This is a genomic window from Colwellia psychrerythraea (assembly GCF_000764225.1).
GTDB lineage: Bacteria > Pseudomonadota > Gammaproteobacteria > Enterobacterales > Alteromonadaceae > Colwellia > Colwellia psychrerythraea_D.
Map to the genome: position 1 here is coordinate 336015 of NZ_JQED01000003.1, position 25421 is coordinate 361435.

General features: G+C 37.2%; 24 protein-coding genes. 9 read left to right on the plus strand and 15 right to left on the minus strand.

Translation table 11 applies throughout. From position 1 onward, the window contains the following. Positions 1-107: 107 nt before the first annotated feature. The 3 genes from ND2E_RS19715 to gmd are packed head-to-tail and all read right to left on the minus strand — an operon-like array spanning position 108 to position 3352. Entirely contained in the window at positions 108-1280 is a 1173-nt protein-coding gene (locus ND2E_RS19715) for a DegT/DnrJ/EryC1/StrS family aminotransferase (RefSeq protein WP_033092064.1), read from the minus strand. After that, positions 1273-2214 (minus strand): GDP-L-fucose synthase family protein, encoded by a 942-nt coding sequence (locus ND2E_RS19710; protein ID WP_033092065.1) that lies wholly within the window; start codon positions 2212-2214, stop codon positions 1273-1275. The genes ND2E_RS19715 and ND2E_RS19710 overlap by 8 nt, the downstream gene beginning before the upstream one ends. 13 nt (positions 2215-2227) lie before the next feature. Next, complete coding sequence (gmd, locus tag ND2E_RS19705; RefSeq protein WP_033092066.1) at positions 2228-3352, minus strand: GDP-mannose 4,6-dehydratase; 1125 nt, start codon at positions 3350-3352, stop codon at positions 2228-2230. A 183-nt stretch (positions 3353-3535) separates the two neighbouring features. On the opposite strand from gmd, the gene ND2E_RS19700 reads away from it, so the two are divergent. Beyond that, positions 3536-4420 (plus strand): alpha-1,2-fucosyltransferase, encoded by an 885-nt coding sequence (locus ND2E_RS19700; RefSeq protein ID WP_033092067.1) that lies wholly within the window; start codon positions 3536-3538, stop codon positions 4418-4420. Between the two features lie 188 nt (positions 4421-4608). Here ND2E_RS19700 and ND2E_RS19695 read toward each other — a convergent pair whose 3' ends face one another. After that, positions 4609-5214 carry a TIGR04211 family SH3 domain-containing protein gene (locus ND2E_RS19695; RefSeq protein WP_033092068.1) on the minus strand — a complete coding sequence of 202 codons (606 nt, stop codon included), beginning with the start codon at positions 5212-5214 and terminating at the stop codon, positions 4609-4611. Positions 5215-5778: 564 nt separating this feature from the next. Here ND2E_RS19695 and ND2E_RS19690 point away from each other — a divergent pair. Next, on the plus strand, positions 5779-7386 hold the full coding sequence (locus ND2E_RS19690; protein WP_033092069.1) for a CYTH domain-containing protein: 1608 nt from the start codon (positions 5779-5781) through the stop codon (positions 7384-7386). Between the two features lie 5 nt (positions 7387-7391). Next, entirely contained in the window at positions 7392-8300 is a 909-nt protein-coding gene (locus tag ND2E_RS19685) for a L,D-transpeptidase family protein (RefSeq protein WP_033092070.1), read from the plus strand. 106 nt (positions 8301-8406) lie between these two features. Here ND2E_RS19685 and ND2E_RS19680 read toward each other — a convergent pair whose 3' ends face one another. From ND2E_RS19680 to ND2E_RS19645, 8 genes are all read right to left on the minus strand, one after another. Then, positions 8407-8664: an Lpp/OprI family alanine-zipper lipoprotein gene (locus ND2E_RS19680; RefSeq protein ID WP_033092071.1), complete on the minus strand. Its 258-nt coding sequence runs from the start codon at positions 8662-8664 to the stop codon at positions 8407-8409. A gap of 104 nt (positions 8665-8768) precedes the next feature. After that, positions 8769-9107 (minus strand): hypothetical protein, encoded by a 339-nt coding sequence (locus ND2E_RS19675; RefSeq protein ID WP_033092072.1) that lies wholly within the window; start codon positions 9105-9107, stop codon positions 8769-8771. 12 nt (positions 9108-9119) lie between these two features. Beyond that, the gene (locus tag ND2E_RS19670) at positions 9120-9761 is read right to left on the minus strand and encodes a hypothetical protein (protein ID WP_033092073.1); all 642 of its coding nucleotides are present in this window, start codon (positions 9759-9761) and stop codon (positions 9120-9122) included. 134 nt (positions 9762-9895) lie between these two features. Continuing rightward, positions 9896-10585, minus strand: coding sequence for a PspA/IM30 family protein (locus ND2E_RS19665; protein WP_033092074.1), 690 nt, complete (start codon positions 10583-10585; stop codon positions 9896-9898). 59 nt (positions 10586-10644) lie between these two features. Continuing rightward, positions 10645-11058: a YjfI family protein gene (locus ND2E_RS19660; protein ID WP_033092075.1), complete on the minus strand. Its 414-nt coding sequence runs from the start codon at positions 11056-11058 to the stop codon at positions 10645-10647. Positions 11059-11227: 169 nt separating this feature from the next. Then, positions 11228-12934 carry a polyamine aminopropyltransferase gene (locus ND2E_RS19655; RefSeq protein ID WP_033092076.1) on the minus strand — a complete coding sequence of 569 codons (1707 nt, stop codon included), beginning with the start codon at positions 12932-12934 and terminating at the stop codon, positions 11228-11230. 114 nt (positions 12935-13048) lie between these two features. Beyond that, positions 13049-13951 carry a DUF350 domain-containing protein gene (locus tag ND2E_RS19650; RefSeq protein WP_033092077.1) on the minus strand — a complete coding sequence of 301 codons (903 nt, stop codon included), beginning with the start codon at positions 13949-13951 and terminating at the stop codon, positions 13049-13051. Positions 13952-13982: 31 nt separating this feature from the next. After that, a complete protein-coding gene (locus ND2E_RS19645) occupies positions 13983-14960 on the minus strand; it encodes a hypothetical protein (protein WP_033092216.1) in 978 nt (325 codons plus the stop codon). Between the two features lie 139 nt (positions 14961-15099). Between ND2E_RS19645 and glnE the strand changes: the two genes are divergently transcribed. Further along, positions 15100-17961, plus strand: coding sequence for a bifunctional [glutamate--ammonia ligase]-adenylyl-L-tyrosine phosphorylase/[glutamate--ammonia-ligase] adenylyltransferase (gene glnE, locus ND2E_RS19640; protein ID WP_033092078.1), 2862 nt, complete (start codon positions 15100-15102; stop codon positions 17959-17961). A gap of 35 nt (positions 17962-17996) precedes the next feature. Here glnE and ND2E_RS19635 read toward each other — a convergent pair whose 3' ends face one another. Together ND2E_RS19635 and lpxL are read right to left on the minus strand one after the other, a co-directional pair. Beyond that, positions 17997-18701, minus strand: coding sequence for a TcpQ domain-containing protein (locus tag ND2E_RS19635; protein ID WP_033092079.1), 705 nt, complete (start codon positions 18699-18701; stop codon positions 17997-17999). Positions 18702-18872: 171 nt separating this feature from the next. Then, positions 18873-19811 carry an LpxL/LpxP family Kdo(2)-lipid IV(A) lauroyl/palmitoleoyl acyltransferase gene (gene lpxL / locus ND2E_RS19630; protein WP_033092080.1) on the minus strand — a complete coding sequence of 313 codons (939 nt, stop codon included), beginning with the start codon at positions 19809-19811 and terminating at the stop codon, positions 18873-18875. A 130-nt stretch (positions 19812-19941) separates the two neighbouring features. Here lpxL and ND2E_RS19625 point away from each other — a divergent pair, with 130 nt between their 5' ends. Further along, the gene (locus ND2E_RS19625) at positions 19942-21036 is read left to right on the plus strand and encodes a glycosyltransferase family 4 protein (RefSeq protein WP_033092081.1); all 1095 of its coding nucleotides are present in this window, start codon (positions 19942-19944) and stop codon (positions 21034-21036) included. 96 nt (positions 21037-21132) lie between these two features. Here ND2E_RS19625 and tolC read toward each other — a convergent pair whose 3' ends face one another. Further along, a complete protein-coding gene (tolC, locus tag ND2E_RS19620) occupies positions 21133-22482 on the minus strand; it encodes an outer membrane channel protein TolC (RefSeq protein ID WP_033092082.1) in 1350 nt (449 codons plus the stop codon). A gap of 143 nt (positions 22483-22625) precedes the next feature. On the opposite strand from tolC, the gene ND2E_RS19615 reads away from it, so the two are divergent. The 4 genes from ND2E_RS19615 (at position 22626) to ND2E_RS19600 (ending at position 25418) form a co-directional block, all read left to right on the plus strand. Next, positions 22626-23267 carry an NUDIX domain-containing protein gene (locus tag ND2E_RS19615; protein WP_033092083.1) on the plus strand — a complete coding sequence of 214 codons (642 nt, stop codon included), beginning with the start codon at positions 22626-22628 and terminating at the stop codon, positions 23265-23267. A 127-nt stretch (positions 23268-23394) separates the two neighbouring features. Next, positions 23395-23889: a DUF1249 domain-containing protein gene (locus ND2E_RS19610; protein ID WP_052056179.1), complete on the plus strand. Its 495-nt coding sequence runs from the start codon at positions 23395-23397 to the stop codon at positions 23887-23889. Between the two features lie 48 nt (positions 23890-23937). Further along, positions 23938-24729, plus strand: a complete 792-nt coding sequence (locus tag ND2E_RS19605; protein ID WP_033092084.1) for a metallophosphoesterase — start codon at positions 23938-23940, stop codon at positions 24727-24729. A gap of 83 nt (positions 24730-24812) precedes the next feature. Then, positions 24813-25418, plus strand: a complete 606-nt coding sequence (locus ND2E_RS19600; RefSeq protein WP_223303503.1) for a YqiA/YcfP family alpha/beta fold hydrolase — start codon at positions 24813-24815, stop codon at positions 25416-25418. Positions 25419-25421: the final 3 nt, after the last annotated feature.

The following is a 25421-nucleotide window of genomic DNA, read 5'->3' on the forward strand; positions in this document are numbered from 1 at the left end:
CGCAGAAAAAGGCTCCTGTCAATAAACACTCATCCTTCTAGTGGTGATTGAAGCGTATTGCAAAGTGATCTTCTTGTCTGGTTATCTGTTTAAAGTTATTAATAAGGTTATAACAATACTTTAGCGAGCAGCTTAATTTCTTTCTCAATATCATTTTGATGATTACCAACAAATAAACCGTGTTGGTCGATATATTCTGCAACTTCTACTGTGCCTGATACTTCATAGTCAAAATACTCTAAAACCTGAGTGTTTTTGAGAAAATTCCCCGTAACAATAGGGCGACATTCAATACCATTTTCTGTTAATAATATGACTAATTCTGCTCGGCTGTACGGGGCATTTTCTTTTAAAACTAATGAAAATCCAAACCAACTACTTTTGCCAGTCTCTTGTTGAATCTCTATATAGGCATGATTGGCAAACAAGTCTTGGAATAAACGTGCGTTTTTTTGCCTAGTTTCGATAAATTCGGGTAGTTTCTTTAGTTGTTCAATACCTAATGCTCCACTCATTTCTAGTGGTCTTGCATTGTAACCGGGTAGCATAAATTTAAACGACTCTTCAAATGGATCATCGCTCTTTTCACCACTCACTTGATTAAATTTAGGTAAGTTTCTAGTCCAGCCATGGGCGCGAATACAGAGTAAAATATGATAAAGTTCTTCGTCATCGGTAACAATGCAACCACCTTCCATAGTGGCGATATGGTGTGAGAAAAATGAACTAAATGTGCCCATAACACCAAAAGTTCCTGCCTGTTTTTCCTCAATTGTGGCGCCCATAGACTCACAGTTATCTTCGAGAATAAAGATATCACGGTCGCCAATAATTTCATTCATCTTGGCGTAGTCATTTGGGTTGCCGAGTAAGTTTACCGACAATATCGCTTTAGTTTTGTCAGTAATTGCCGCGGCTAGCTTCTCTAAGTCGATGTTGAGTGTTTTACGGTCAATATCGACAAACTTAACTTTTAAGCCATATTGTTGTAGTGGAAAATAGGTAGTTGACCATGAAACCACGGGTACAATAATCTCGTCACCACGCTGTAACTTAAGCGCAGGGTTCTTGGTGAAAAATAGTGAAGCTATCATCAACAAATTAGCGGTAGAGCCAGAACTCACCATCACTGAATATTTTGAACCGAAAAATTCAGCAAAGTCTTTTTCATATTGTGCAACATGTTTACCCATAGTAAACATGTCTGAATCTATTACCTTTTGAATTGCGCCAAATTCACGCTCATCCCAAGTACTACTTGCCAGAGAATAATTAGTCATTAGCTTGCTCACCTAAATTTTGTTCATTTAAAAAAAACTGTACTGTATTTTTCAAGCCTTCAGTTAAATCTGTTTTGTAAGACCAGCCAAATGCCTTGAGTTTGTTATCGTCAATCAATTTTTGCTTCATACCTACAGGTTTTGTTAAATCATGTTTAAAGGTACCTGAAAAGCCGACAACCTCTGCAATACGTTGATAATACTCATTGATGGTGAAGTCCTCGCCTAACCCTACGTTAAGGTTTTGTGGCATAAGGGAAAAATTTTCTATAGCGTAAAAAATAAAATCAGCTAAATCTCCGGCATACATAAATTCACGCCTTGCTTTACCATCTCCCCAAATATCTATTTCAGTTAAACCTTCTTGCTTGGCATCAATTATCTTTCGAATAACAGCAGGGATCATATGTGAATTATGAGGAGAAAACTTGTCATGACGGCCATATAAATTACAAGGGATAATGGTTTTATATGACAGCTCTGACTCTTCCTGGCTAATGTATTCACATAAACGAGTCGAGGCAATTTTTGCTAACGCATAACCTTCGTTGGTAGGCTCTAATTCGCCTTTAAGGATTAATTCTTCTGATAAAGGATTTAAAGCATCACGAGGATACATACATGAGCTACTTAAATTTAAAAATTGTTTTATACCGCAATGCTTAGCTAAGTTAAGAATATTTAGCCCCATTTGCATGTTATCGACTAAAAATTTAACTGGGTGAGCCATATTGGCCTGAATTCCACCAACGATACCCGCAGCATGAATAATCATATCTGGTTTATGTTCATCTAAATACGCTTGTGTTGAAACAGCGTCGAGTAAATTCAGTACTTTGCTACTTGGGGAGAGAAAAACATGTTGATGCTGATCAGCTAGTTCAAGAATATTCTTGCCGACCATGCCATTTGCACCCGTTAATAAAATCTTCATTGATATCCTTATATTATTCTACGCTAGTCGAATTTTGGTATCCATGTGCTTTTAAAATGGCTTGTTGTTTGGCTTTACTAAGATCATTAGCGACCATCTCACTACACATTTCCTCCACTGTAATTTGTGGTACCCAGCCTAGTTTTGCTTTCGCTTTAGATGGGTCACCTAACAGGGTCTCAACTTCAGCTGGACGGAAATATCGCGGATCGACTTTAATAATAATATCACCCTCTTTTAATGCTGGGGCGTTATCTCCGGTAATTCTGCTTACTCGTGCTACTTCATTTACGCCTTCACCACTGAATGTTAGCTCTATCCCTGCTTCAAGTGCCGACAACACCACAAACTCACGAACACTAATTTGTTTACCTGTAGCAATAACAAAATCATCGGCTTTTTCTTGCTGCAACATCATCCACTGCATTCTGACATAATCTTTAGCATGTCCCCAATCACGCAATGCATCCATATTACCTAGGTATAAACATGACTCTATACCTTGAGCAATATTAGCAATAGCACGGGTGATCTTTCTGGTTACAAATGTTTCACCACGACGGGGAGATTCGTGGTTGAATAAAATTCCGTTACAAGCGTACATGCCATAAGACTCTCGATAATTGACTACTATCCAATAAGCATACATTTTTGCTACAGCATAGGGAGAGCGAGGGTGAAAAGGTGTCGTTTCTGTTTGGGGTATTTCTTGAACTTCGCCATAAAGTTCAGACGTAGAGGCTTGATAAAATTTAGTTTTCTTTTCCAGACCTAAAAACCGAATAGCTTCGAGTAGACGTAAAGTGCCAATAGCGTCAACGTCGGCAGTATATTCTGGACATTCGAATGATACAGCTACGTGGGACTGCGCACCTAAATTGTACACCTCGTCAGGTTGAACGTCTTTCAAAATACGCGTTAAGTTTGATGAGTCGGTTAAATCACCATAATGAAGGAAAAACTTTTGATTTTTTTCATGATTATCTTGATATATATGATCAATTCGTTCGGTATTTAATGAAGACGCTCGACGTTTAATACCATGTACTTCATAACCTTTCTCTAATAAAAGTTCCGCTAAATATGAACCATCTTGCCCAGTAATACCGGTAATAAGAGCCACTTTATTTGTTGTCATGTCCACGTTCCTAGAAGAGGGAAGTTAATTCCAAGTAAATTTTACTGATTATAACGATAATTGCAGGGTAAATCTTGGTTTAATTGTATGATAATTGTCAATAAAAGAAGTCTTCACTTTGTAGTGAAACTAATGGCTGTTAATATAGTGTTATGTTTTAATCATAACTAGGCAATTTATCCTATGAAAGTCGTAAGAGTGTGTGGTGGTTTTGGTAACCAATTGTTCCAATATGCATTTTATTTAGCAGTTAAGCATAAATTTAATGAAACAACTAAGCTAGATATACATGATATGGCGAGTTATGAACTGCATAATGGTTATGAACTAGAGCGAATTTTTAATCTAAAAGAAAACTATTGTTCTAGAGAAGAAAAGCTTACCGTACAAAGCACTAAAAATCTTTTTACTAAGTTATGCAAAGAAATAAAAAAATATACACCATTCACTCCTCGCACCTATATTAAAGAGAAAAAACATTTACACTTTTCCTATCAAGAAGTTGATTTAGGTAGTAAAGACACGACCATTTATTACCGGGGGTCTTGGCAAAACCCACAATATTTTAATTCAATTGCCAGCGAGATCAGAGAAAAACTGACTTTTCCAAAGTTTACTGAGCCCAAAAGTTTAGCGCTGTGCCAGGAAATATCAGAGCATGAAACTGTTGCTATACACATACGCAGAGGCGATTACTTAAAACATAAAGCTTTAGGTGGTATCTGTGATTTACCTTATTATCAAAACGCGATAAAAAAAATAGAGCATTTAGTAGATAAGCCATTATTTATTATCTTTTCGGATGATATTACTTGGTGTCGAGCAAATATAAATGTTGAAAATGTAAGGTTTGTTGATTGGAATTCAGGTGAACAATCTTTCCAAGACATGCATTTAATGAGTTTGTGTAACCATAATATTATTGCTAACAGTAGTTTTAGTTGGTGGGGAGCTTGGTTAAATGCGAACCCTAATAAAATAGTGATTAGCCCTAATAAATGGATACATTATACCGACTCTATGGGCATAGTCCCGAGTGAGTGGATAAAAGTCGAAACGTCAATTTAATAGGTGGTATTGAAGTCGTTTTTAATAACCTTTTGCTATAGTTTTAACTTAAGCGAAGGGCTATTCTCTATCCGATATCAATAAGGACGATTATTGATATCGGAGTGAAATTTAGCAGAGTTGAATATGGTTAGCTTAGCTTTTAGTACTCAAAGCAGTGCTATAAGAAAATTAGTATAGCTTCAACTCTATGACCAACTATCCATAGAGCCACGGCGACGAGTGAAGAAACGCGGTAAAATTAAGCCTAAAATCAAACCTACGCCTAACACTAGTGCGCCATTGAAAAACCATTGTTTCTTAATATTGGTATCTTGATCTTTAATTTTAGTTTGGGTTTTTTCCAACGTTATCGTTAATTTTTTAAGCTCTGCAGATAACTTTTTCTTATCATTAGTTAATAAGTTAACCTTGCTCTTTAGCTCATTTACCTCGCCATCAAGCTGGTTACTATAATCACTACTTGTGGCTATTTTTCCGTTAAGTTCTGCAACAACAAAGCGCAGTCCTGGTTGGGTGGTTACATATTTACTTTCAACCCAAGCGGTGCGATCTTTATTATCGATGATCTCACTATAACCATCGTCTGCCGCACCGGTAATTTGAACCTTTGAACCGGCAGTGATAGTACCTAAAATCCTATACTTTTTACCTGGGCCAGTATGGATATATATGAATAATTCATCAGAAATATACCCTGGCTTGTAATTGTTATCTGCAGCCTGTGCAGAGATAAAAAACGAGCTGGTTAAAGTGATAGCAAGAAATGCTAGGACATTAATTACGTTATTCATAGAAAAACCAATGTAGTAAATAAATCAAAGAGGACAAGATATTATGTGTTTGCTGCTTTGATGGCAAGCTAAGAATGACTTCATCACTTACAAAAATTTACTTACGCATTAACTAAGTATACCTTTTAATGAGTGATAACTAAGTTAATCAATAAGTTTCATCACTTCCTAATAAACTAGAGTTAATCTTGGTCGCACTCTATATATATCCTTTACCAATCAAGATGCGTGTTTAATAGTGCTTGAGCAATGTCAATTCAAGGCGTTGTGATGAAATAACGGTTATTTCCTTATAAGACTCCCAGCAACGATGAAGTGTTGTTGCTTAAGCGCTTCTTCGATGAGTTTTAAATGATTTTATACCGCGTTAAATAATCAAACCATAGAATGACTATGTTTGAATTATTTTCTTTTCTAAAGTCATTTAATTCACCACTGGAATCCTGCAATTTGAATGCTAACGGGTATAAGTTTACAATAAATAATGGTTAACACTCTATTGGCATATTCATGCACTAACGGTACTCTAGTTAGGTGATAGATATACACTCAAATTAGGACATAATGGTTACAGAAATAGAATTAAAGTATTCTTTACTAGAAAGTGTTGAGCAGGTAAAACCAGAGCAGGTAAAAACTATTATCAGCCAACTTCTCTCAGAACACGAGATCACCTACGTTTTTCAAGAGAAACAGTTGAGTAATCATTATTTTGATACTGCTGATTTCACATTACGTAAAAATAAAATAGCCTTACGTACTCGTGGCACTCAATGCGATGATGAAGCTAAACAATTCGAACAAACAATAAAAACGTCAGGTACTGTGATTGCCGGTTTACATCAAAGGCCTGAGTATAATATTGATATAGTTGATGCTAAACCTATTATTTCACTATTTCCTGACAATATTTTTCAACCAAGTATGGATATTAATTTATTACAACAAAAGATTGTTGAATTATTTTCCACTCATTTTACTCGCTATACTTGGCTTGTTAGCTTCGCAGATGCTCAAGTTGAAATTGCCTTTGATTGTGGGGAGGTTGCTTGCCAAGATTACGCAAATAAACTACGCATATATGAAGTTGAATTAGAGTTGGTTACTGGTGATGCTAACGCATTATTGATGTTAACAAAACTTCTATTTAGTAAGTTAGCCTTAAGGCCTGAGCAGTTAACAAAAGCAGCTCGTGGCTATGCTTTATATCATGAAAGTATTGCATCGACTGTTGACGTTGAAAGTCAATCTGCGAATGACATTGAGGTTGTTGAACAACTAACATTACCAATTATTGAAATACCTAAAAAAGCAACATTACAAAGTGCTTTCACTCACGGTATAGAGTTTTCCTTAAATGAGCTACAACTCTGTGTTGATCGTTATGTAGAAACACCTTCACTAAATGTGCTCAGTAAAATAAGTGAACAGCTCGTATTACTTAGACAAGGCTTTTGGTTGTTTGATGAACTATTAACTCCAAATGAGAAAGCTATTCGCAACGAACTTAGTTATTTTATTCGAACCATTCATTGGGCTGAAAATGCAAGCTATATTCACTCACTAATCAACAAACAAAGTTCATATCAAAAAGAAAACCAAATTAAACATGAACTGATAACTAAGCTACAATTACGTCAATGTCGATATCCAAAAGAGTCACAAGTCTTAGCGTTATTACATAGCGAACGTTTTAATCATTTACAAATTGATTTACTCTCTTTGTTACTGAAAAGGTGTACTGCTGATAGCCTTAAAGCAAACAATAACTGCTCATTAGCAGAATTTGCACGCAGCCATTTAACCAGCAGCACTAAACAGTTAAGTGATGAATTAGTTAGAGCAAAAAAAACACAAAGTGTTAACTCTATTGGGTTATATTTAACAGCACACAGTTTATTGATCAGAGCACTGTTGACTGCAAGTTGGTTTAGTTGCTTGTTTGTTGAAGCTGAAAATGAGATTGTTAATAGGTTCAATATGCCTTGGCTTGACATTAAACAGGGTATCAGTGAGTTACAGTCTTTAAATTTATTACAGCAACAATTGATGCACTTACCACAACATGAAAGTAAATTGACTCAATGGTTAACAACTAAAAGTGAAAGTCTTATCACGGCATTAGATCAATCCACAGCAAAAGCTTTAACAATGAAACCTTACTGGCCATAAAGAAAATGATAAAGACTAAATTATTTTTAACTTCGATCAGCCTTGTTATCTTAATGCTACTGGTTAAGCCTGTGGTCGCAACAGTATACGATATTGAGAGTAATAGTAAGCGTCTTATTGGCGAGCCTAAAGTGCATAAGGTCGTCAAGGGAGATTACTTTCAAGAGTTAGCAGAGAAATATGACGTTGGTTTTTTAGCTTTATTGGCCGCTAACCCACAACATGATCCCTTTTTACTTGAGATAGATTCAGAAGTTGTCATTCCCAATCAAATGTTATTACCCTTTATTTCGAGGAAGGGAATAGTCATTAACTTGCCGGAACTGCGATTATACTATTTTTCACCGGAAGAAAGTAAGGTGCATGTTTTTCCTGTTGGCATAGGCCGGCAGGGGCTATCGACACCACTAACTAGCACTGTTATCGGAGAAAAGAGAAAAGATCCTGATTGGCGTCCAACCAAAGAAATGCAAGAACGTCATTTTGCTGAGCATGGAAAGTACCTTCCTGATGTTGTCCCTGCGGGACCGAATAATCCTTTTGGAAAATATGCACTTCGGTTAGGTACCAGTGAATACCTAATTCATGGTTCTAATAAACGTTTTGGCATTGGTATGCGCGCTAGTTCAGGCTGTATTAGAATGTATGATGATGATATTAAATGGCTTTATGAAAATGTTCCTGTGAATACTAAGGTAAGAGTGGTTAATCAACCAGTAAAAATGTCATTTGAAAACGGGGATAAACAACTAATAGAGATACATCAGCAGTTATCTGACCTTGAGACAACTAAAGGCAATGCTATTTTAACTAAAGCGATGCAAAGGTTTGTTGGTACAAATCGTGAGAGCTGGCAAAAGCTACTTCCTGTCATTGAAAAACCCCACGGGTTAGTCGTTGAATTAGCGAAATAATCTCTAAGGTTAGTCCTGCTAGTAAGAAGTTATTTTAGCAAAAGACAATAAAAAAGCACCTCAAGGTGCTTTTATTGTCTTTTGCTCATTTCACTCGTTATAGTAATTATTTTTTATACGATGCAACAACATTATCAATGCGTTCATTTGCTGCTTTAGCATCTGCTGCAGCTTGCTCAGCAGCTGCTTTTGCGGCTTTAACATCAGCTGATACCGACTGGTGCTGTGCTTCTAAATCAGCAACTTGGCTTGATAAAGCATCAACTTTACTCGTTAAAGAAGTAATATTTGCATCAAGTGCATCAGTATTAGCGCAAGCTGTTAAAGTTAAAGCTAGAGATATTGCGGTAATTTTTTTTAACATAATGATATCCTTTGTGAAGTTGTTAGTTATTCCTGCTCATTGCAGTATGGCACAAAAAAAAACTTTCACAAAGCTGTTATATTCCGATATCCGATTTTGAAAGGCTATTCTTTGTCTTCCTTATTGCTTGAATTTATATGAGTGATTAAATCATCCATAAGTTTCTTTTTGATTTCTAATTGATCTTCAGCTTGTAACTGATATTTTTCAGCAAGAAGTTGATAGTCACTAGGCGCTAAACTCACCGTTAATCGAGGACGCTTAGGCCTTTTGTTTATTGGTAAGCCTAAGATATCACGAATTTGATCCGAAGGGCTTAAGCCTGCTTCAAGTGCCTGTTTGCGAATAGATAACTGTATTTTTTCATCCATATCAAAAGCGACTTGCACCGCCTTTATCGCTTTAACAGAGGATTGCCATTTATCGGGAATTTTTCTCGCCATATTAGTTTCCGGTTAACTTGCTGGATACATATCAATTATATCACTACATGGCCTAAATAAAGTTAGGCACACTTCAGTATCGCCATCTTGCCATACTTCAATATCAATACCTTTACTCTGGTCTTCATTATATAATGAATATAATTCAAATTGCTCTCCGCTGTCTTTTCCTTCATAGGCAGACAGCTTCTCACTACGATGATCTTTACGATGAAAAAAGCCAACCTTTGCAAATACGCTTTGCTGATATTGTTCGCTACTCCACAAGCCAGTGATTTGGGAGTCAGCTTTTTTTTCTAAAAAGGCATTTCCAGGCTCATCAAAAATTTCGGAAAAACTGTCCAAATCAAATAAGGTTTCGACATCGTCATGTTGAATCTTTAACGATAATTTAAGTTCAGTAATATCATCCACTTCCAATGATAAGAATATTTCTAGTGCGTTACTGCCTGTTAAGGCCCATTCAGTTTGCACTCTTTCTTCAAATTCATAGCTATTAATGGCTTTAACTTGAAACTCTTGCCCTCGTAATGACTCAGGCAAAGCAAAGCTATCGGTTAAAACAATAATATCACCAACTAATAATTGATTAACTTTTGTTAACTTTCTTGATTCGTTAGATGATTTATTAAATATCTTTTTAAAAAAACTCATAAGGCTACCTGAAGTAAGGGAATACTGATTTACTACAATACTATAGAACAAATGAAATCAGGCTTTGATATCGTATTTCCATATAGTCAATTATTAAAAAAGCCAGTTAAAGTAGTTAACTGGCTTGAATAAGATTACTTCTGTTTAGCTTTTAAACGCTCAAGTACTGAGTTGGCACTGTTATCTTGTGCGCCAATACCTGCGGCTTTTAACTGCGCTTGTAACGATGAATCAGAGTTTTCAGACTCAAGTAATTCTCCAGCTTTCATTTTGTCATCGAACTTCTGCTGCTTAGCTTTAATACGCTCTAAAGAATCTTTTGCACTTAATAACTTAGAGTTGCTCGATGAAAAGTTATCGGTAATAGCTGATGTTGCTTTTTGCACACTCTCAGTTGTTTTAACCATCGAAAGTTGACGTTTGTGTTCGGCTACTTGACGTTCACTCTTCTTAACTAATTCCTTTAAACGCTCAGCGTTGCCACTAAAACTATCATGGGCTTGTTGCTGATCGGCCAAGCTACTTTCTAAGGTAGAGATCTTCTCTGCTACTGCAAGTGCTAATGTTTCATCGCCTTTTTCAAGGGCTTGTGTTGCATAACCTTCATGTTCTGTCACTTCACGGGTTAACCGATCAACTTCACGTTTTGCTGACATTTGTTCAGCCATAACACCCGTTAAGTCGCGTTTAGCTTTGGTAAGATGATTTTCAGCATCACGAATTTCTTGTTCGAAGATTCGGGTTGCATTTGCATCAATGATTGCTTCACCAGCTTCAGATGCCCCACCACGAATTGCGGTCATTATTTTCTTAAATATACTCATTTTTAACTCCACTCATTCCCATTTAGGGGATAATTAAAGGTGACTTTACTAACTTAAAACTAAAGTAAGTAATCACTCATATCATCAATCACTTCGATGGCATTATTGCTTAAAACAGCTAACTCATGCTCTACATCGGAAAAACTTGAGTTGACGGATAAAGCGCCAAAGACAACATATTTGTCACCAATTTTTGAAAATGATGACAACGGCATAGGGATATTCATTTCTAACATAGTCTCATGCATGGCATGAACACATTCGGATTTAACTTCTTCCGTTCCCCATAAGTAGCTGATGCAAATGATTTGGTCTTCGGTTACCGAAACAAAAATAGGTAACTCTTCACGATCTGAAATGCTAATTTGCAGGACGTCGACTTCGCCAGATATTGGTTGGCAATCAAAGCTCATTCCTGTGTCTGAATTATCTGCCAAGCTGTTTAAGTGATCGGCTATAGTATGAATATTCATGTATTTCCTATCCTTCCTTTCTTTAGTGAAAAAGCAGATGACATAATATGTCGTCTGAGTTAAATTTAACACCCTGACATATTATGTCAAGGTGTTTTTATAAACTAATTGTTACTGTTTGTTGTTACTTTGTAGTCATTGTGTTCGCTATTCATCTCGGTATAACGGGTTAATTTAAGCCTTGCTGATCTTGCCAAGCTTTTTGATGTAATTGATAAATAGTGTGGCTGCCTAAAATATTAATACCGATATTCTCTTTGTTCTGATAAAAATTATTAGGGAAAATGAAAGCAGCTTTTAATATAGCTAAATTTAACCATTGATGCGCAATTGGTAGTTCAGTTAGCTTATTTAGTCTTGTTAACGGACTGGCACCACTTTTAGAAGCAATGGTCCAACCCCATTCACCAAAGCTGGGCACGTTATCGTGATATTGCTCCACATGAGAGAATTTCGCTGCAGTTAAAGTATTACCAATAGCAATAAAAGAGTCTTTAGCATGATAGGGACTCGTTGATTGGATAGCGATCAGTCCATCCCCTGCTAGCAACAATTTAAGCCGAGCATAAAAATTTACTGAATAGAGCTTATTCAAATCAGGGTGGCTTGGGTCTGGCAAGTCAACAATAATAGCATCGAAGGATTGCTGGTCTTTTACTAATTCATTGATGGCAATAAAGGCATCAGCGCGATGAATTGTGACACGCTTATCTTGCAAACTATTTTTATTTAACTGGATAAGTTGCCGTGCTAAACGCGGATTAACTTGCTCTTTTGGCTGTCTAAAAATATCAATTAGCTCACTGTCTAAATCAATTAATGTCACGCTTTTAGGATTATATTTTAAAACATCCCTTAGTGCTAAACCATCACCGCCACCAATAATTAACACTTTTTCATGCCGTGCCGAGCCTGCCATGACAGGAGCAACGAGGTAATCATGGTAAATATGTTCATCAATCGAAGAAAACTGTAAGCGACCATTTAAATAAAAATTTATGATATTGTCTTGTTCAAGACCCATGTGCCTTTCAGTAAAGGTTAGTTGTTGATAGCGTGTTTTATCGGTGTGAACCACTTTATCAAGGTAAAGTAGGCTATTCATTTGGTTAAGCCATTGATTACCATAACTAAACATAAGAATAATGATGACAGCTAAAGAACAGTGCAAACCAACAAAGGTTTTTCGCCAATTAAGATGCTGCCAATAACGAAGGATAAAAAAAGTGCCTGCGACTAGGTTTAAACTTGCAGTAAGTGCTGCGGCTTTGCTGATGTCTATACTCAGTAAAAACACAACCCAAATTGCTGCGCCAATACCTGCTCCAATATAATCTGCTCCATAGATAGTACCTAAATTATTGGCTAGGTGCTGCTGATGTATTTTCTCTCGAATTTGAGCAATTAAAGGGATTTCCATGCCAATAAAAAAACCGAGTAATATGCCGAAGAAGTAAGGGCTATTAAACGCCAACCAACTTAACTCTTTAAAAAGTCCTCCTTGTGGTTTCATATCTGGGGGCAGTGATAACATATCAGCAATCAGTTGAGGAAACATTTGTGTGATAGCAATTAGGCCGCCAATGATCAAAATGGCAGAGCTGCCTAATAAAGCAATAATAAGTTCAAGCCAAACAAAACCATTAAAAGCACAACGTACTTTTCGTGCAGCAAAAGCACCTAGACCCATTGAGACTATCATTAAGCCAATCATAGTATAGATAGTACTCTCCATCACACCCAGCACTCGACCGGCATAGTGAGATAGTAAGTACTCATAAATAAGTCCACAACCTGCTAATACAGCCATAGTAAGAATGAGTAAGATATCGTCTAGCAGGTGAGACTTCTCTTTAGGTAAAGTGTTTTGTGGCATAAGTATTAGTAATTAGTTAAATAGCTAAAGGTGAGATTCTATGGAGGTTAGAAGGTTTACAATGATTCTCACCACCAGCGCTAGTAAACACTATGGTGGTGAGTTTGTTCTGTATTAGGCCATCAGGGCTGTTAAGATTAAAGCTATTGCGATGCTTGTTGCCATCTCAATGCTGGCAACACCTATGTTATGTTGTTGATCAACTTCTTCTACTAAGTTGATTCCCCAAAGTACAATGCGCTTAGCGATTGCTGTAAGCAGTGCAACAAGTAAAGTCATGCCTATGCCAAAAACTAACCAACCCAATAAATTAACGACCAATGTTTCAGGGCTATAGGTTAAGAAGTGACTTGCAGCAGTTACCGCTAAAGCCGTGCTGATGACTTGGCCACTATAACGAATAGCTAAAGCAAGTTGACCATTACTTAATGCCTCTTGTAAGCAATCTTCTTGATTGTTTTTAGCATATTGTTGTTCGCGAAGCCGCGTGACTATGACTAACATGGTTTGTGCTACAAAAAAGCCACTCGTGATAGCAATAAAGGTGCTTAAATCTAGCCCATCGACCCATAATAATACAGCACGGATAATTATCGCTGTTGCAACAGCCCCTGCAGCATCAATAATGCCTATGGTCAAATTTTTCTCTATGATGAGTGCATTTTTATCTAAGTGTTGCAATGCTATTTTATCATGGATTATACGGCCTACTTTAATCAGTACTAAGCCATAGCCGCCGTATGCTAGCATGCCAATAACCTCCATCATGTAACTACTTGCGGCTTCGCCAGTTATTGCGCCCGTCAGTACAATACCTAAAGCTAAGACGCTACCAGCAACGCTGATGCCAAAAGCGAAATTATCTTCTTTGGCTAACTCTTGAGTACTATTGACTTTGGCACTAAGCCCTGAAAGGAATCGCATAGCCCCTAATAACAATATGGCTATCGAAACATCAATGGCCAAATAAACGAGTAAGTCTTGATTAACACCAGCGAGTTCGATGAATGAGTTCATAATTTTACTGTTCCTATTCTTTATTTATTCATTACTTCCCGCGTCTAAAACCGCGTGATGTATTGGTGTTTGAGTTTCTAAAACTAGAGTTTTTACTTTTAGATTTACTGGCGTAACTGCTTTTCTTCACACTATTACTGCGAAAGCGATTGGCACTGGTTTGCGCTGTTTTACTTTGGCTTGATAAGCTTGAAGAGCCAGCTCGGTTTTTACTGTAAGGACTGGTAAATTTTTGCCCGCGGTTACTAAAAGATTTTTTAGTGCGTGTATCAAGCGAAGTCTGCTTTTTTAATTGACTAGGTGAGCTGTAACGTGTTCTACCGTAATCATTGTAATAACTATAATTACGTTGCCTTCCCCAATCATTATAATAGGTACGTCGACCAAACATATCTCCCATCAATGCGTACATGCCATACCAAGCCCAAAAAGACATACCATTGCTACCCGTTTGCCAGCTACCATAATTGGGGTTACCAATTAATTGCTCACCGGTGCCAAAGTCTTGAGCATTGTTAGCTTGCTGGCTTTGTGATTTTGATAATGAGTTAATGCGTGGCAGTTGTCCGTCAGACATATCAGCTAAGACATTGAGTGGATCGCTTAATGCGTCAGAGTAAAGTACAGGATCTGCTGCTTGGTAAATATTGAGTAATTCATTATAAAGCGCTTGGGAAGAGTCAAACATTTGTGGCTGATTCTTTGCTGTATTAACCCTATCTAAGAGCGCTTTATACATAGGGCCATCTGTAGAAGCATCTTTACGAAACTCCGTGATCAAAGGGGCTAAGTTTGACTTGTTAGCCATAACTGTATCAGCATATTGCTTGATTAAAGTCGCATTACGAACCTGACCATTGTTTAAGGCATCGCCCAACTGTTCAACTCTTTGCTCAGTTATGGGTAATTGTTGTTCGATTTGCTCTTTTACAGGGTCACCACAACCAACTAAACTAAGCGTGGTAATTATGATCAAGAGCAATAAAAAAGGTGTTTTTAGTAAGCGCATTTCTGCCATCATCTCCTTAAAAATGCTATGTTATCGTAATAGTGAATAAATATTACCGATAAATCATAGACAAGTGTCAATTAATACCATTAACGACATATTATGTCTATAGCAACGCTTGCTTATATAAGGAATTCTTGTGACGTTATCTTTTTCTCCACTTTTACATGAACAACAACAAACTAGTTGGCAACAATTTATTGATCAGCATGCTAATGTCTGTAATGAGTTAACCCAAGTTCAGCTCACTAGATTCAAGCAAGCAATAGCTTTGAGTGACTTTATCTTGAAGAGTGCAATACAAGCACCAGATCTCGTCATTGAACTTTTTAAGACACAAAGTGAAGAAGTTTTGCCTGATTATAAACGTCTATTGGCTAAGCAGTTATCTTCTTGTACTGATGAAGCTCAACTCCATCGACTTCTTAGGCGCTTTCGCTTGCAACAAATGGTGAAGATCGCGCTTGATGACTTAGTGTTTGGTATCAGTTTAGAGATCTCATTAGCCAGGTTATCCTCATTAGCAGATGAACTAATTTTAGCAAGTTTACAATGGCTTACTGATTTTTGTCAGCAGAAGTGGGGTACTCCGACCAATGAGCAAGGGGAACATCAAGTTTTACTCGTTTATGGTATGGGGAAACTTGGTGGCAAGGAGCTAAACTTTTCTTCTGACATAGATTTAATCTTTACCTATCCTGAAAGTGGAGAAACCATAGGTTGTCGACGTAGTATTGATAACCAGCAATTCTTTATACGTTTAGCACAAAAACTCATTGCCTCATTGCATCAAGTAACCAGTGATGGTTTTGTTTATCGTGTAGATATGCGATTACGCCCTTTTGGTGATAGCGGTCCACTGGTTCTCACATTTAATGCTATGGAAGATTATTACCAAGAACAGGGCCGTGATTGGGAACGCTATGCCATGTTGAAAGCCAGAGTGATAGGTGAATCTAAATACCATGAGCAATTATCAAGCATGCTCAGACCTTTTGTTTACCGTCGTTATATCGATTTTAGTGTGATTGATAGTTTGCGTCGTATGAAAATGATGATTGCGCAAGAGGTTCGCCGTAAACAATTAATTAATAATATTAAACTTGGCGCTGGCGGTATTCGTGAAATTGAATTTATCGTACAAGTTTTTCAATTAATCCGCGGTGGGCGGGTGAAAGAACTTCAGCAGCGCAGTTTATTAATGGTATTGCCAAAATTGGTTGAGTCTGGGGAAATTAATGCAGCAAATAAAGAAGTGTTGGAAAACGCTTACCTTTTTTTGCGACGAGTAGAAAATATCATTCAAGCATTAGCAGACAAACAAACACAAACGCTACCAGACAGAGAAATTGATCAACAAAGACTATTAGCGGTACTTGCTATTAAAACGTGGCCAGAATTTTTGACCATCTTAGCGACGCATATGGACGGTGTACACCAAGAGTTTGATCAGCTTATTGGCTTGGATAGTCCTAACCATCAAGCAGCTGATGAGCACTGGGTAACGCTTTGGCACAGTCGTTGGAGTGATGAAGAGTCTATTGCGTGGTTAGAACAAGAAGCACAAACTTGGCAAAGTGAAAAGGTTTGGCAAATATTGCATGACTTTAGAGAAGATACCTCTAAGCGCAGTCTAGGTAACAGAGGTCGTCAGGTTTTAGATAAATTGATCCCGCTGTTGTTATGTCGATTACAGACAAATGAAATGGCAGAGCAAGTTATACCCAGAGTCTTACAAGTTTTTAGTAAAATAGTGACTCGTACCGCTTATCTCGAGTTGCTCTTTGAAAATGAAGGCGCGTTAAAACAACTTATTCACTTATGCCAAGCAAGTAGTTGGGTAACTGATTATATTGCCAAATACCCCATTTTGCTTGATGAGCTTATTGATCCAAAGTTACTACATAACCCACCGCAACTTTCATCTTATGCGGTTGAATTACGTGAGCGAATGTTAAGAATTCCAGAGGAAGATCTTGAAGCACAGATGGAAGCTCTACGTCAGTTTAAACAATCTCAGCAATTACGTATTGCTGCTGCTGAAATAGCGGATGTCTTACCTGTAGCAAAAATCAGCGAACATTTAACATCCTTGGCTGAAGCTATTGTGGAAGAAGTGATAAATCTGGCATGGCAGCAGGTTAGTGAGCGTTTTGGTGTACCAACTTCGTGCTTAGACGGTAAAAAAGAAAAAGGTTTTGGGGTTATTGCATACGGTAAGACGGGTGGGGTCGAGTTAGGTTACAGCTCAGATTTAGATCTTGTCTTTGTCCATCATAGTGAGGCAAATGAAGATACCACGGGAAGGGCTGATGGCAGTAAAGTCATTCCAGCAAGCCAATTTTATATGAAATTAGCCCAGCGAATTATGCATATATTCAATACCCGCATGAATAGCGGCATACTATATGAGTTAGATATGCGTTTAAGACCTTCAGGTAACTCTGGTTTATTGGTTGTACATTTAAAAACGTTTGCCCAGTATCAACATGAAGATGCTTGGACATGGGAGCATCAAGCGTTAGTTAGAGCCAGAATGATTTTTGGTAATGATGAGCTTAAGCAGCAGTACCTGAATGTAAGGCAGGATGTTTTGTCAAAACCTAGAGAACTTATCGAGCTTAAAAACGATATTGTAACTATGCGAGAAAAAATGCGTAATCACCTTGATAAATCAACTGAATCACTTTTTGATATTAAGCAAGGTGAGGGAGGTCTAGTTGATATTGAGTTTCTTGCGCAGTTTTTGGTACTTGCTAATGCTAATCAGTATAGAGAATTGATGCTTGTTTGTGATAATTTGGGTATCTTTAAAGCCTTATTGAAGTTGGGGTTACTTGAAAAAGCAAAACAACAGCAATTAAGTAATATGTATCAAAAATTAAGGGCATTAGGGCACCAAGCGGCAATGCAAAATGCTGGGCAATTAATTGATCTTCAAAAAGTAGCAGGGCAGGGCGATATTGAAAGTATTTGGAAAAAACACTTGCTTGATAGCTAAAAGTGGTTATCGAATGACCCAGCTATTAAGCTGAGTTAATAGGGGTTTTCACTCGCGAGTGAAATACACTCCTCATCTAAGAAAAGCTGGGGAGCACTTTCTATCACTACAATTGCGCGTTGACGGTGACAAAAGAAAATAGAAAGACCTGATTCAAAATGTCCTTCTATTGCTTTTGCTACTTGGTAAGTAGTTTGTAATATGTCTTTTTCAATACGAAATGGGTCTTTTACAACGTAGTCCCGGTTTAACCACCAAATTAACTCAATACCATCTTTTTCAGAATATTCAACTAGCTTTTGATTCAGAGTTTCTCCTTTTCTGAAAGGCCTAGATTCAATACTGCCTTGCCAGTTTTTATTATATGGACGAACGATCATTTCTCTGGCTTGTAATATCTTCGCTAAATCGCCTTTAGGGTCAGGAAGGTAAACAATGTTATTACGAATTTTAGGTCCATTGCCACCCATATCACCGTGTAAATTCGCATAAAATTTTGACAGGCCAACTGCTGCAGGATTACTTGAGCTTCTACCTTGTTGGTAAAGCGTCGTTTTACTCTCAACTTCAACCTCTTTTGGCACAGCGTCAACAACTGTTTCAGTGGTTTTTACAGTGCTATCTTCAACGTTACCTAAAGAACCATCAAGAGAAAGCAAAAAGTCTTGATTGGCAAAAAACAACCAAGCCAGTACTGCAAGAAAAACTCCTAAAATAGTATTTCGTAGCCAAAAGTTCATTGATTAATTAATACCTTTATTATTACTGTGATTATAGGGAACCATAGTCTACTGTACGCAAAGAATAATAATTATTCAAATATTCCCTTTAAAGTTAAATGCTTAACACCCTACAAATTTGGAACGTTTAGTAAACTAATTCAATACTCATATGCCAAAATGGTGTTAATGTTATTTATATAAAGAGACATCGTCGGGATTAGGTCTTGTTTTAAAACGCCTATGCAGCCACATGTATTGTTCAGGTTTGCGCGATATTGCTTTTTCTAATTCTTGATTAATACGGGTAACATCCGCAATATTATCTTTGGTTGGGAAATCCTCTAATGGCGGCATAATTTCTAAAGTATAACCACTACCGTCGTCATTTCTCACTGGGATAATCATCATAGTTTCAACATTTTTCTGTCGGGCAAAGATCAAAGTACCCGTTGTTGTTGCCGCATCTTTAACTCCAAAAAATGGTACGAAAACACTCCGGTTTCGCCCATAATCTTGATCGGGTAAGTAAATGCACGCTTCGCCATCCCTAAGTGCTTTCATCAAACCTTTAACATCACGTTTTCCTAACATGTACTTATTTGAACGACCTCGTCCCCTGAACTGAAAGAACTCCATCAATTGATTGTTATGCGGTCGGTAAAAAACGACCATAGGATGTCCGTAGCCAACACCTCTTGCGTTCATTTCGACACTTAAATAATGCATTGCAAGCAGTAAAACCCCATTCCCTTCTCGACGGGCTTTCTCAAGGTGCTCTAAGCCTTTTACTTTAAATTTTCGTTTTACTCGCCAATCAGGCCACCACCAGCCCATACCCGTTTCAAAGAGAGCAATGCCGGTATTTTCAAAGTTTTTTTTCAGTAATATTTGTAGTTCATCTTCACTTTTTTCGGGAAAACATAATCTAAGGTTCGTTAAGGCCACATGTTTTCGCTTAGAGCCCAGTTTCATTAATAATCGTCCAAGCATACGTCCCATAAACAGCTGCAGTTTGAACGGTAGCCATGAAATAGTGTAAAGAATAAAAACGCCTACCCATGTAAGCCAATATTTGGGTAATAAAAATGATAATTTAAAGTCAGGCTGTAAAACTTTATTGCTACTCACAGTGTTCTCTCTGAGGAATAATTAGGTTGATGATTATACCTAAGTTACTTTTAAATAGGCAATTAACTTATTATCAGCTTTCAAGTAGAATGGGGAATATTATTTTATATACTATAAATTGCTGGTCGTTATGGTGCAAAAAGAAAAAAATGTCGTCAATGAACACGAAGTTGAATTAATCATTGGCAATTCAAATTCTAACTTTTCTGGCGTAACTTCTACTATGTTACAAGTTTTGTCCCACGAACAAAGTTTGATTAATCTACGGGTGATGGGTAAACATCATTTACCTGATGAGTCACTTTCGATTAGCTTTTGGCAAGTTGCTAGTTTAGCGAGAAAGCCACTATCTGCGGGTAAATTCAGAATTTTTCATGCCCGTCGTGTTGATGAGATGATCCAAGCTCTTATATTAAAACATATATTTCGCGTTAAATTAAAAATTGTTTTTAGTAGTGCTGCTCAGCGTTACCGTTCGGGTTTTACATTATGGTTAACGGATAGAATGGATGCCGTGCTTGCTATGTGTAAAGCTTCAGCAAGTTATTTACACCGAAAACCTGATGCTATTATCTATCACGGAGTTAAAACTGATGTTTACCTGCCTGCAACAGACAAAGAACAAGCGTGGCAATCGTTAGGTTTACTACCTGTTGATGCGGTTAAAGCTAAGAAAGGCATTGCGATATTGGGGCGAGTTCGTAAGCAAAAAGGCGTGCATTTATTTGTTGAGTCCTGTATTGAGACCTTAAAAGATAAGCCTGATTATACTGCGGTGATTGTTGGCTCTATATCATCAAGTAACGAAGCCTTTGTGAAGGAGTTACAAGATAAAGTTGCCCAAGCAGGCTTAAGTGAACGTATTGTTTTCGCAGGAGAACAAAACTTTGCTGACATTCCTAAAATATTTAGCAGTTTGTCATTGGTGGTTGCCTTGAGTGAAAATGAAGGTTTTGGTTTAACTATTTTAGAAGCCATGAGCAGTGGTGCAGCAGTTTTGGCTAGTGAAGCAGGGGCTTGGCCTGAAGTTGTGCGTCAAGGTGTTGATGGGTATGTCGTGCCTATTAATGATTTAACCGCTGTTACAGAAAAAATGTCATTATTACTCGCTGATGAAGAAAAGCTCACAAAAATGGGGCGTGCTGGCCGTGAGCGAGTGTTAGAGCACTATTCAGTTGAGAGAGAAGCAAAAGAGTTGGTAACGTTTTTTAGAGGTTTGATGTAAATAATATAACGTTTCAGAGGGAAGTATTATAAAAAAATGACAAGTAACGTTGAACGCTGCTTGTCATTTTTATTGTCAACAATGAGTTATAAACGATTAATTAGCGGCCATTAACCCAGAGTTAATCGCATTTATATCTGCATCAGTGATTGTACCAGCAGCACGTTTTAATAATAAAACATTTTGAATATAACCATATCGTGTTGATGATAAATTACGTTTAGCATTATATAAATTACGTGTGCTATCTAATACATCAACAATCGTACGAGTACCCACTTCAAAACCTGCTTCAGTTGCTTCTAATGCTTTTTGAGCACTTAATACCGACTGTTCAAGCGCTTTGATAGCTGAAATACCAGCAATGACCGTATTGTAGGCATTACGGGTTGTGCGAACAACAGTACGATGGGTTAACGATAAGTCTTGGCTAGCAAGTACAAAGCTATTCTGGGCTTTGCGTACAGAGCTTTGAATAGCACCACCAGAATAAATTGGCACATTTAACTGAACGCCTACTGAGTAACCGTTGACGCCAGGTAAGTCAACTGAGGCTGCGCTGCCAATTGTTTGCTCTTCATCTTTGCCATTGTAGTTGGCACCAAAGTCTAATGTAGGATAATGGCCTGCACGGGCAATATCAATATTATCTTGTGCTATATCGATACCAACTTTAGCGGTAATTAAATCTAGGTTTTTTGCTTCTGCAGTAACTTGCCATTCATCAGCGCTATTTGGTATAGGGGTACTGGTACTAAAGCGTTCAGTATTTAATATGCTAACGTTTTTAGGGTAAGCATTTGTGATAACTCGCAATTCTTCTTCGGCTTGATAAATTGCATTTTCCGCACGAATTTCTTCAGTTACCGCACTGTCAAACTGTGCTTGTGCTTCATAAACATCAGTAATAGCGGTTAGACCCACTGAAAAACGTTGTTTGGTTTGCTCAAGTTGACGAGCAATGGCATCTTTTTCGGCCGTAGCAAAAACAAGATCATCTTTAGTACTGAGTAAATCAAAGTATGCTTTGGTAACACGAGTAATTAAATCTTGTTTCGCCACTTGGTAAGTTAAATCACTTTGATGGGCTGCTTTTTCTGCATTATTAAGGCGTAACCAGCTATCGTGATGATAAAGCTGCATATTTAAGCTAGCGCCATACGTTAAGCTATCAGACTCTTGGTTGATAATTGAAGTATTATCTGTACCCACAAACTCTTGTTCGCCTATTGAGTAACCACCATTAGCTGAAATTTGAGGTAGTAAAGCTGAACGTGCTTGTACAATATCTTCTTTTACTATCATAAATTGAGCTTGTGATTTAAGTACCACAGGATCGTTTAATAAAGCCTGTTGATAAACGCTAAGTAAATCGTCAGCTTGGGCTTGTGTACTACTAATGGCAGTAGTTATCGCTATAATTAGTGTGCTTAGTGTTTTATTCATGAGTAAGGAATTCCTTGGGTGTATTACTCTTATTCTATATTTATTGATATTCGCTGGTAGAGTATCCTACATGGATTTTCAAATTAACCAAATAAAATAACTGTTTACTAGTGTAACAAATTATTATTAAAAAGAGATGCTTGATGAAAAGTAATAAAAATAACGCCGTAGCTATGCAAGAATTTGATAATGAACAAGTCTCAGTGCACTCAGTGGTAACAAAATATCATGGCTTTTTCAAAATGAATGAGTATTCACTGCAGCATAAACTTTTTTCAGGGGAGCAAAGTCAGGTCTTTACCCGAGAAGTCTTTGAACGTGGTGATGCGGTTGTCGTAATGCCCTACGATGCAAGACGAGATACAGTATTATTGATCGAACAGTTTAGAGCTGGGGCAATAAGAGGTGAAGATAGTCCTTGGTTATTAGAGTTTATTGCCGGTATGTTCGATGATAATGAATCCCCAGTTGAAGTCGCTATTAGAGAAGCTAAAGAGGAGACAGATTTAACCCTTAGTGCAGAAAATTTAGTACCTATTATGGAATACCTTTCTAGCCCAGGAGGGATGAGTGAGCGGATTCATTTGTATTTAGCGCATTTTGATAGTGAGCTAGTCATAGAGGGCGCGACTCATGGTTTGCCGGAAGAAAACGAAGATATCTTATTGCACCTTGTTAGTCGAACTCATGCCATGGAGCTTTTGTCTCAAGGTAAAATTACTAACGCAGCCACTATTATCGGGTTACAATGGCTAGCATTGAATTATCAATCGTTATCGCTTTAAAGTCCCTTTACTAAATAGCTTCAGCTCTAAAAGTAATTACTTTAAAGATATTGGTGAGCAAGGACTTAGTTCAAAAAGTCTTATTGTTCAATATATGAGGAGTTAAAATGGCAGTTAAGAGGCATAAATGAGCTTTTTTCCTAAAAAAAGACTTAATAACGCTGATAGAAAAAGTTACCAACCTAACCTCGTTAGTTTGATGACCTTGTGTGCCAATAATTACATGTTACTGCAAAAAATATTAGCTTGTAAAAGTGCGTTAGGCGAGATACGAAACTTTTTTATTAGTGACTTCCTTTCTTATAGCGTCACCATAAAAGAGGTGACACGATATACGACTGTGATCAGTTTTGAGCAAGATAGTTTAAGTTTATCTTTTAAAAATATTCCAGGTATTGTTGCCACCGCTTTGCATCCGCGCATGACTATTCGTTTATACCATGATGCTCGAATGGCAGAAGTTCTTGCAACGCAAGATATCAGACAAGTAAAACCACGTTACGATTATCCTAATAGTCAAATGCATCAGCAAGATGAAAAGCAACAAATTAATCAGTTTTTAAATGAATGGTTACACCTATGTTTGCGCTTAGGGCAAGTGAATGTTGAGCTGCACTCGTAATTTGTTACGTATAAATCTTTACAGACTTAATTTATAAAGTATTAATGTATGACCATAACAGATTCTCATTTTTTAAATAACCAAGCTGTCGTGTTTGCACAAATAACGGATAGCCACTTATTTTCTTCAGTGGATGGCTTACATCATGGGCATAATGTCTTCAAAAACCTTAAAAAGGTTTTACATAGTATTTACGATAACCCGACGATAAAGTTTATTGTCTTTACTGGGGATTTGACTCAAGATCATAGTGAGCAGTCATACCAAAATTTTGTAGATTGCGTGCAGGAATGCCAAATTAGCGTGCCTATTTATTATTTGGCCGGTAATCATGATGACCCCGAGTTACTTGCTAAATATTTTTCAGTATCGCCCTTTCAAAGCGACAAAGAAATAAATTTACCACATTGGCAAATTCAACTTGTTAATAGTAAAAGCGAAACTCCAGCTGGATATGTGACTGAACATGCATTTGAGACATTGCAATCAGCTATCAAAAAAAATAAAAGCCAGTTACTTATGATGCATCATCACCCCATTGATGTTGGTTATTTTATAGATAATCATGGGTTGGAAAATAAAGATGCTTTTTGGCAAGTTATTAATGCTTATAGCAATATAAAAGCGATTGCTTGTGGGCATGTTCATGGTGATATGACACTGACAAAGCCTATATCGAACCCATTAAATGAGCCAGTTACTTTATATACTTGTCCTGCAACGTCAATCCAATTTGATCCTAATGTGGAAGGCGTAGCTGCTTTATCGAAAGGACCCGGTTATAGAGTTTTTCAGTTAGGCTCTGATGGTGAATTAAACACTAATGTTGTTATTTTATAAATAGTTAAGTATAACATTACTATAATAAATACATAGTTACCTCCTTTGTAACAGAGTCGCTATTTTATAATTAGAAAAGTATAATGATGAAAAAAAACATCCTTCATATTCATGGTTTTAACTCATCTCCATTATCGTTAAAAGCAGAGCAAACTCGTGAGTACATTGCTAATAACTTTCCTGATGTTGGTTTTTATTGTCCGCAATTAGCAACAACGCCATCGAAAGCAATTAGTCAATTAGAGCAGATCATTGAAACACAAGTGGTAAATACACAATGGTGTTTAATCGGTTCTTCATTAGGTGGCTATTTCGCAGGTTATCTAGCGAAAAAATATAACTGTTTAGCGGTATTGGTGAATCCGGCGATTGCACCTTATAAATTATTACAAGAGTATATTGGTGAGCAAGTTAATCCTTATACAGAGGAAGTATACCAAGTGACTGAGGATCATATGCAGCAACTGAAAGGGCTTGAGCAAACTGCACCTGCAATTGATTGTAATAAAAAAAATAATTACCTAGTTATGGTACAAACAGGCGATGAAGTGTTAAATTACCAACAAGCTGTGGAAAAATATCAACATTGTCGATTAATAGTTCAAGAAGGTGGTGACCATAGCTTTATCAACTTTGATAATTGCTTACCCACCATCAGTGACTTTTTTCAACTAGATAATACCAAATGAATT

Excerpts from the sequence above, each read along its gene's own strand:
- ND2E_RS19690 (WP_033092069.1), top strand. The coding sequence starts at position 5,779 with ATGGTTACAGAAATAGAATTAAAGTATTCTTTACTAGAAAGTGTTGAG.
- ND2E_RS19710 (WP_033092065.1), bottom strand. The coding sequence starts at position 2,214 with ATGAAGATTTTATTAACGGGTGCAAATGGCATGGTCGGCAAGAATATT.
- ND2E_RS19660 (WP_033092075.1), bottom strand. The coding sequence starts at position 11,058 with ATGAATATTCATACTATAGCCGATCACTTAAACAGCTTGGCAGATAAT.
- tolC (WP_033092082.1), bottom strand. The coding sequence starts at position 22,482 with ATGAATAAAACACTAAGCACACTAATTATAGCGATAACTACTGCCATT.
- ND2E_RS19645 (WP_033092216.1), bottom strand. The coding sequence starts at position 14,960 with ATGCGCTTACTAAAAACACCTTTTTTATTGCTCTTGATCATAATTACC.
- ND2E_RS19695 (WP_033092068.1), bottom strand. The coding sequence starts at position 5,214 with ATGAATAACGTAATTAATGTCCTAGCATTTCTTGCTATCACTTTAACC.
- ND2E_RS19715 (WP_033092064.1), bottom strand. The coding sequence starts at position 1,280 with ATGACTAATTATTCTCTGGCAAGTAGTACTTGGGATGAGCGTGAATTT.
- ND2E_RS19600 (WP_223303503.1), top strand. The coding sequence starts at position 24,813 with ATGATGAAAAAAAACATCCTTCATATTCATGGTTTTAACTCATCTCCA.
- ND2E_RS19680 (WP_033092071.1), bottom strand. The coding sequence starts at position 8,664 with ATGTTAAAAAAAATTACCGCAATATCTCTAGCTTTAACTTTAACAGCT.
- ND2E_RS19615 (WP_033092083.1), top strand. The coding sequence starts at position 22,626 with ATGAAAAGTAATAAAAATAACGCCGTAGCTATGCAAGAATTTGATAAT.
- ND2E_RS19670 (WP_033092073.1), bottom strand. The coding sequence starts at position 9,761 with ATGAGTTTTTTTAAAAAGATATTTAATAAATCATCTAACGAATCAAGA.
- ND2E_RS19650 (WP_033092077.1), bottom strand. The coding sequence starts at position 13,951 with ATGAACTCATTCATCGAACTCGCTGGTGTTAATCAAGACTTACTCGTT.
- ND2E_RS19675 (WP_033092072.1), bottom strand. The coding sequence starts at position 9,107 with ATGGCGAGAAAAATTCCCGATAAATGGCAATCCTCTGTTAAAGCGATA.
- ND2E_RS19655 (WP_033092076.1), bottom strand. The coding sequence starts at position 12,934 with ATGCCACAAAACACTTTACCTAAAGAGAAGTCTCACCTGCTAGACGAT.
- ND2E_RS19625 (WP_033092081.1), top strand. The coding sequence starts at position 19,942 with ATGGTGCAAAAAGAAAAAAATGTCGTCAATGAACACGAAGTTGAATTA.
- ND2E_RS19700 (WP_033092067.1), top strand. The coding sequence starts at position 3,536 with ATGAAAGTCGTAAGAGTGTGTGGTGGTTTTGGTAACCAATTGTTCCAA.
- ND2E_RS19605 (WP_033092084.1), top strand. The coding sequence starts at position 23,938 with ATGACCATAACAGATTCTCATTTTTTAAATAACCAAGCTGTCGTGTTT.
- ND2E_RS19610 (WP_052056179.1), top strand. The coding sequence starts at position 23,395 with ATGAGCTTTTTTCCTAAAAAAAGACTTAATAACGCTGATAGAAAAAGT.
- ND2E_RS19635 (WP_033092079.1), bottom strand. The coding sequence starts at position 18,701 with ATGAACTTTTGGCTACGAAATACTATTTTAGGAGTTTTTCTTGCAGTA.
- ND2E_RS19685 (WP_033092070.1), top strand. The coding sequence starts at position 7,392 with ATGATAAAGACTAAATTATTTTTAACTTCGATCAGCCTTGTTATCTTA.
- gmd (WP_033092066.1), bottom strand. The coding sequence starts at position 3,352 with ATGACAACAAATAAAGTGGCTCTTATTACCGGTATTACTGGGCAAGAT.
- ND2E_RS19665 (WP_033092074.1), bottom strand. The coding sequence starts at position 10,585 with ATGAGTATATTTAAGAAAATAATGACCGCAATTCGTGGTGGGGCATCT.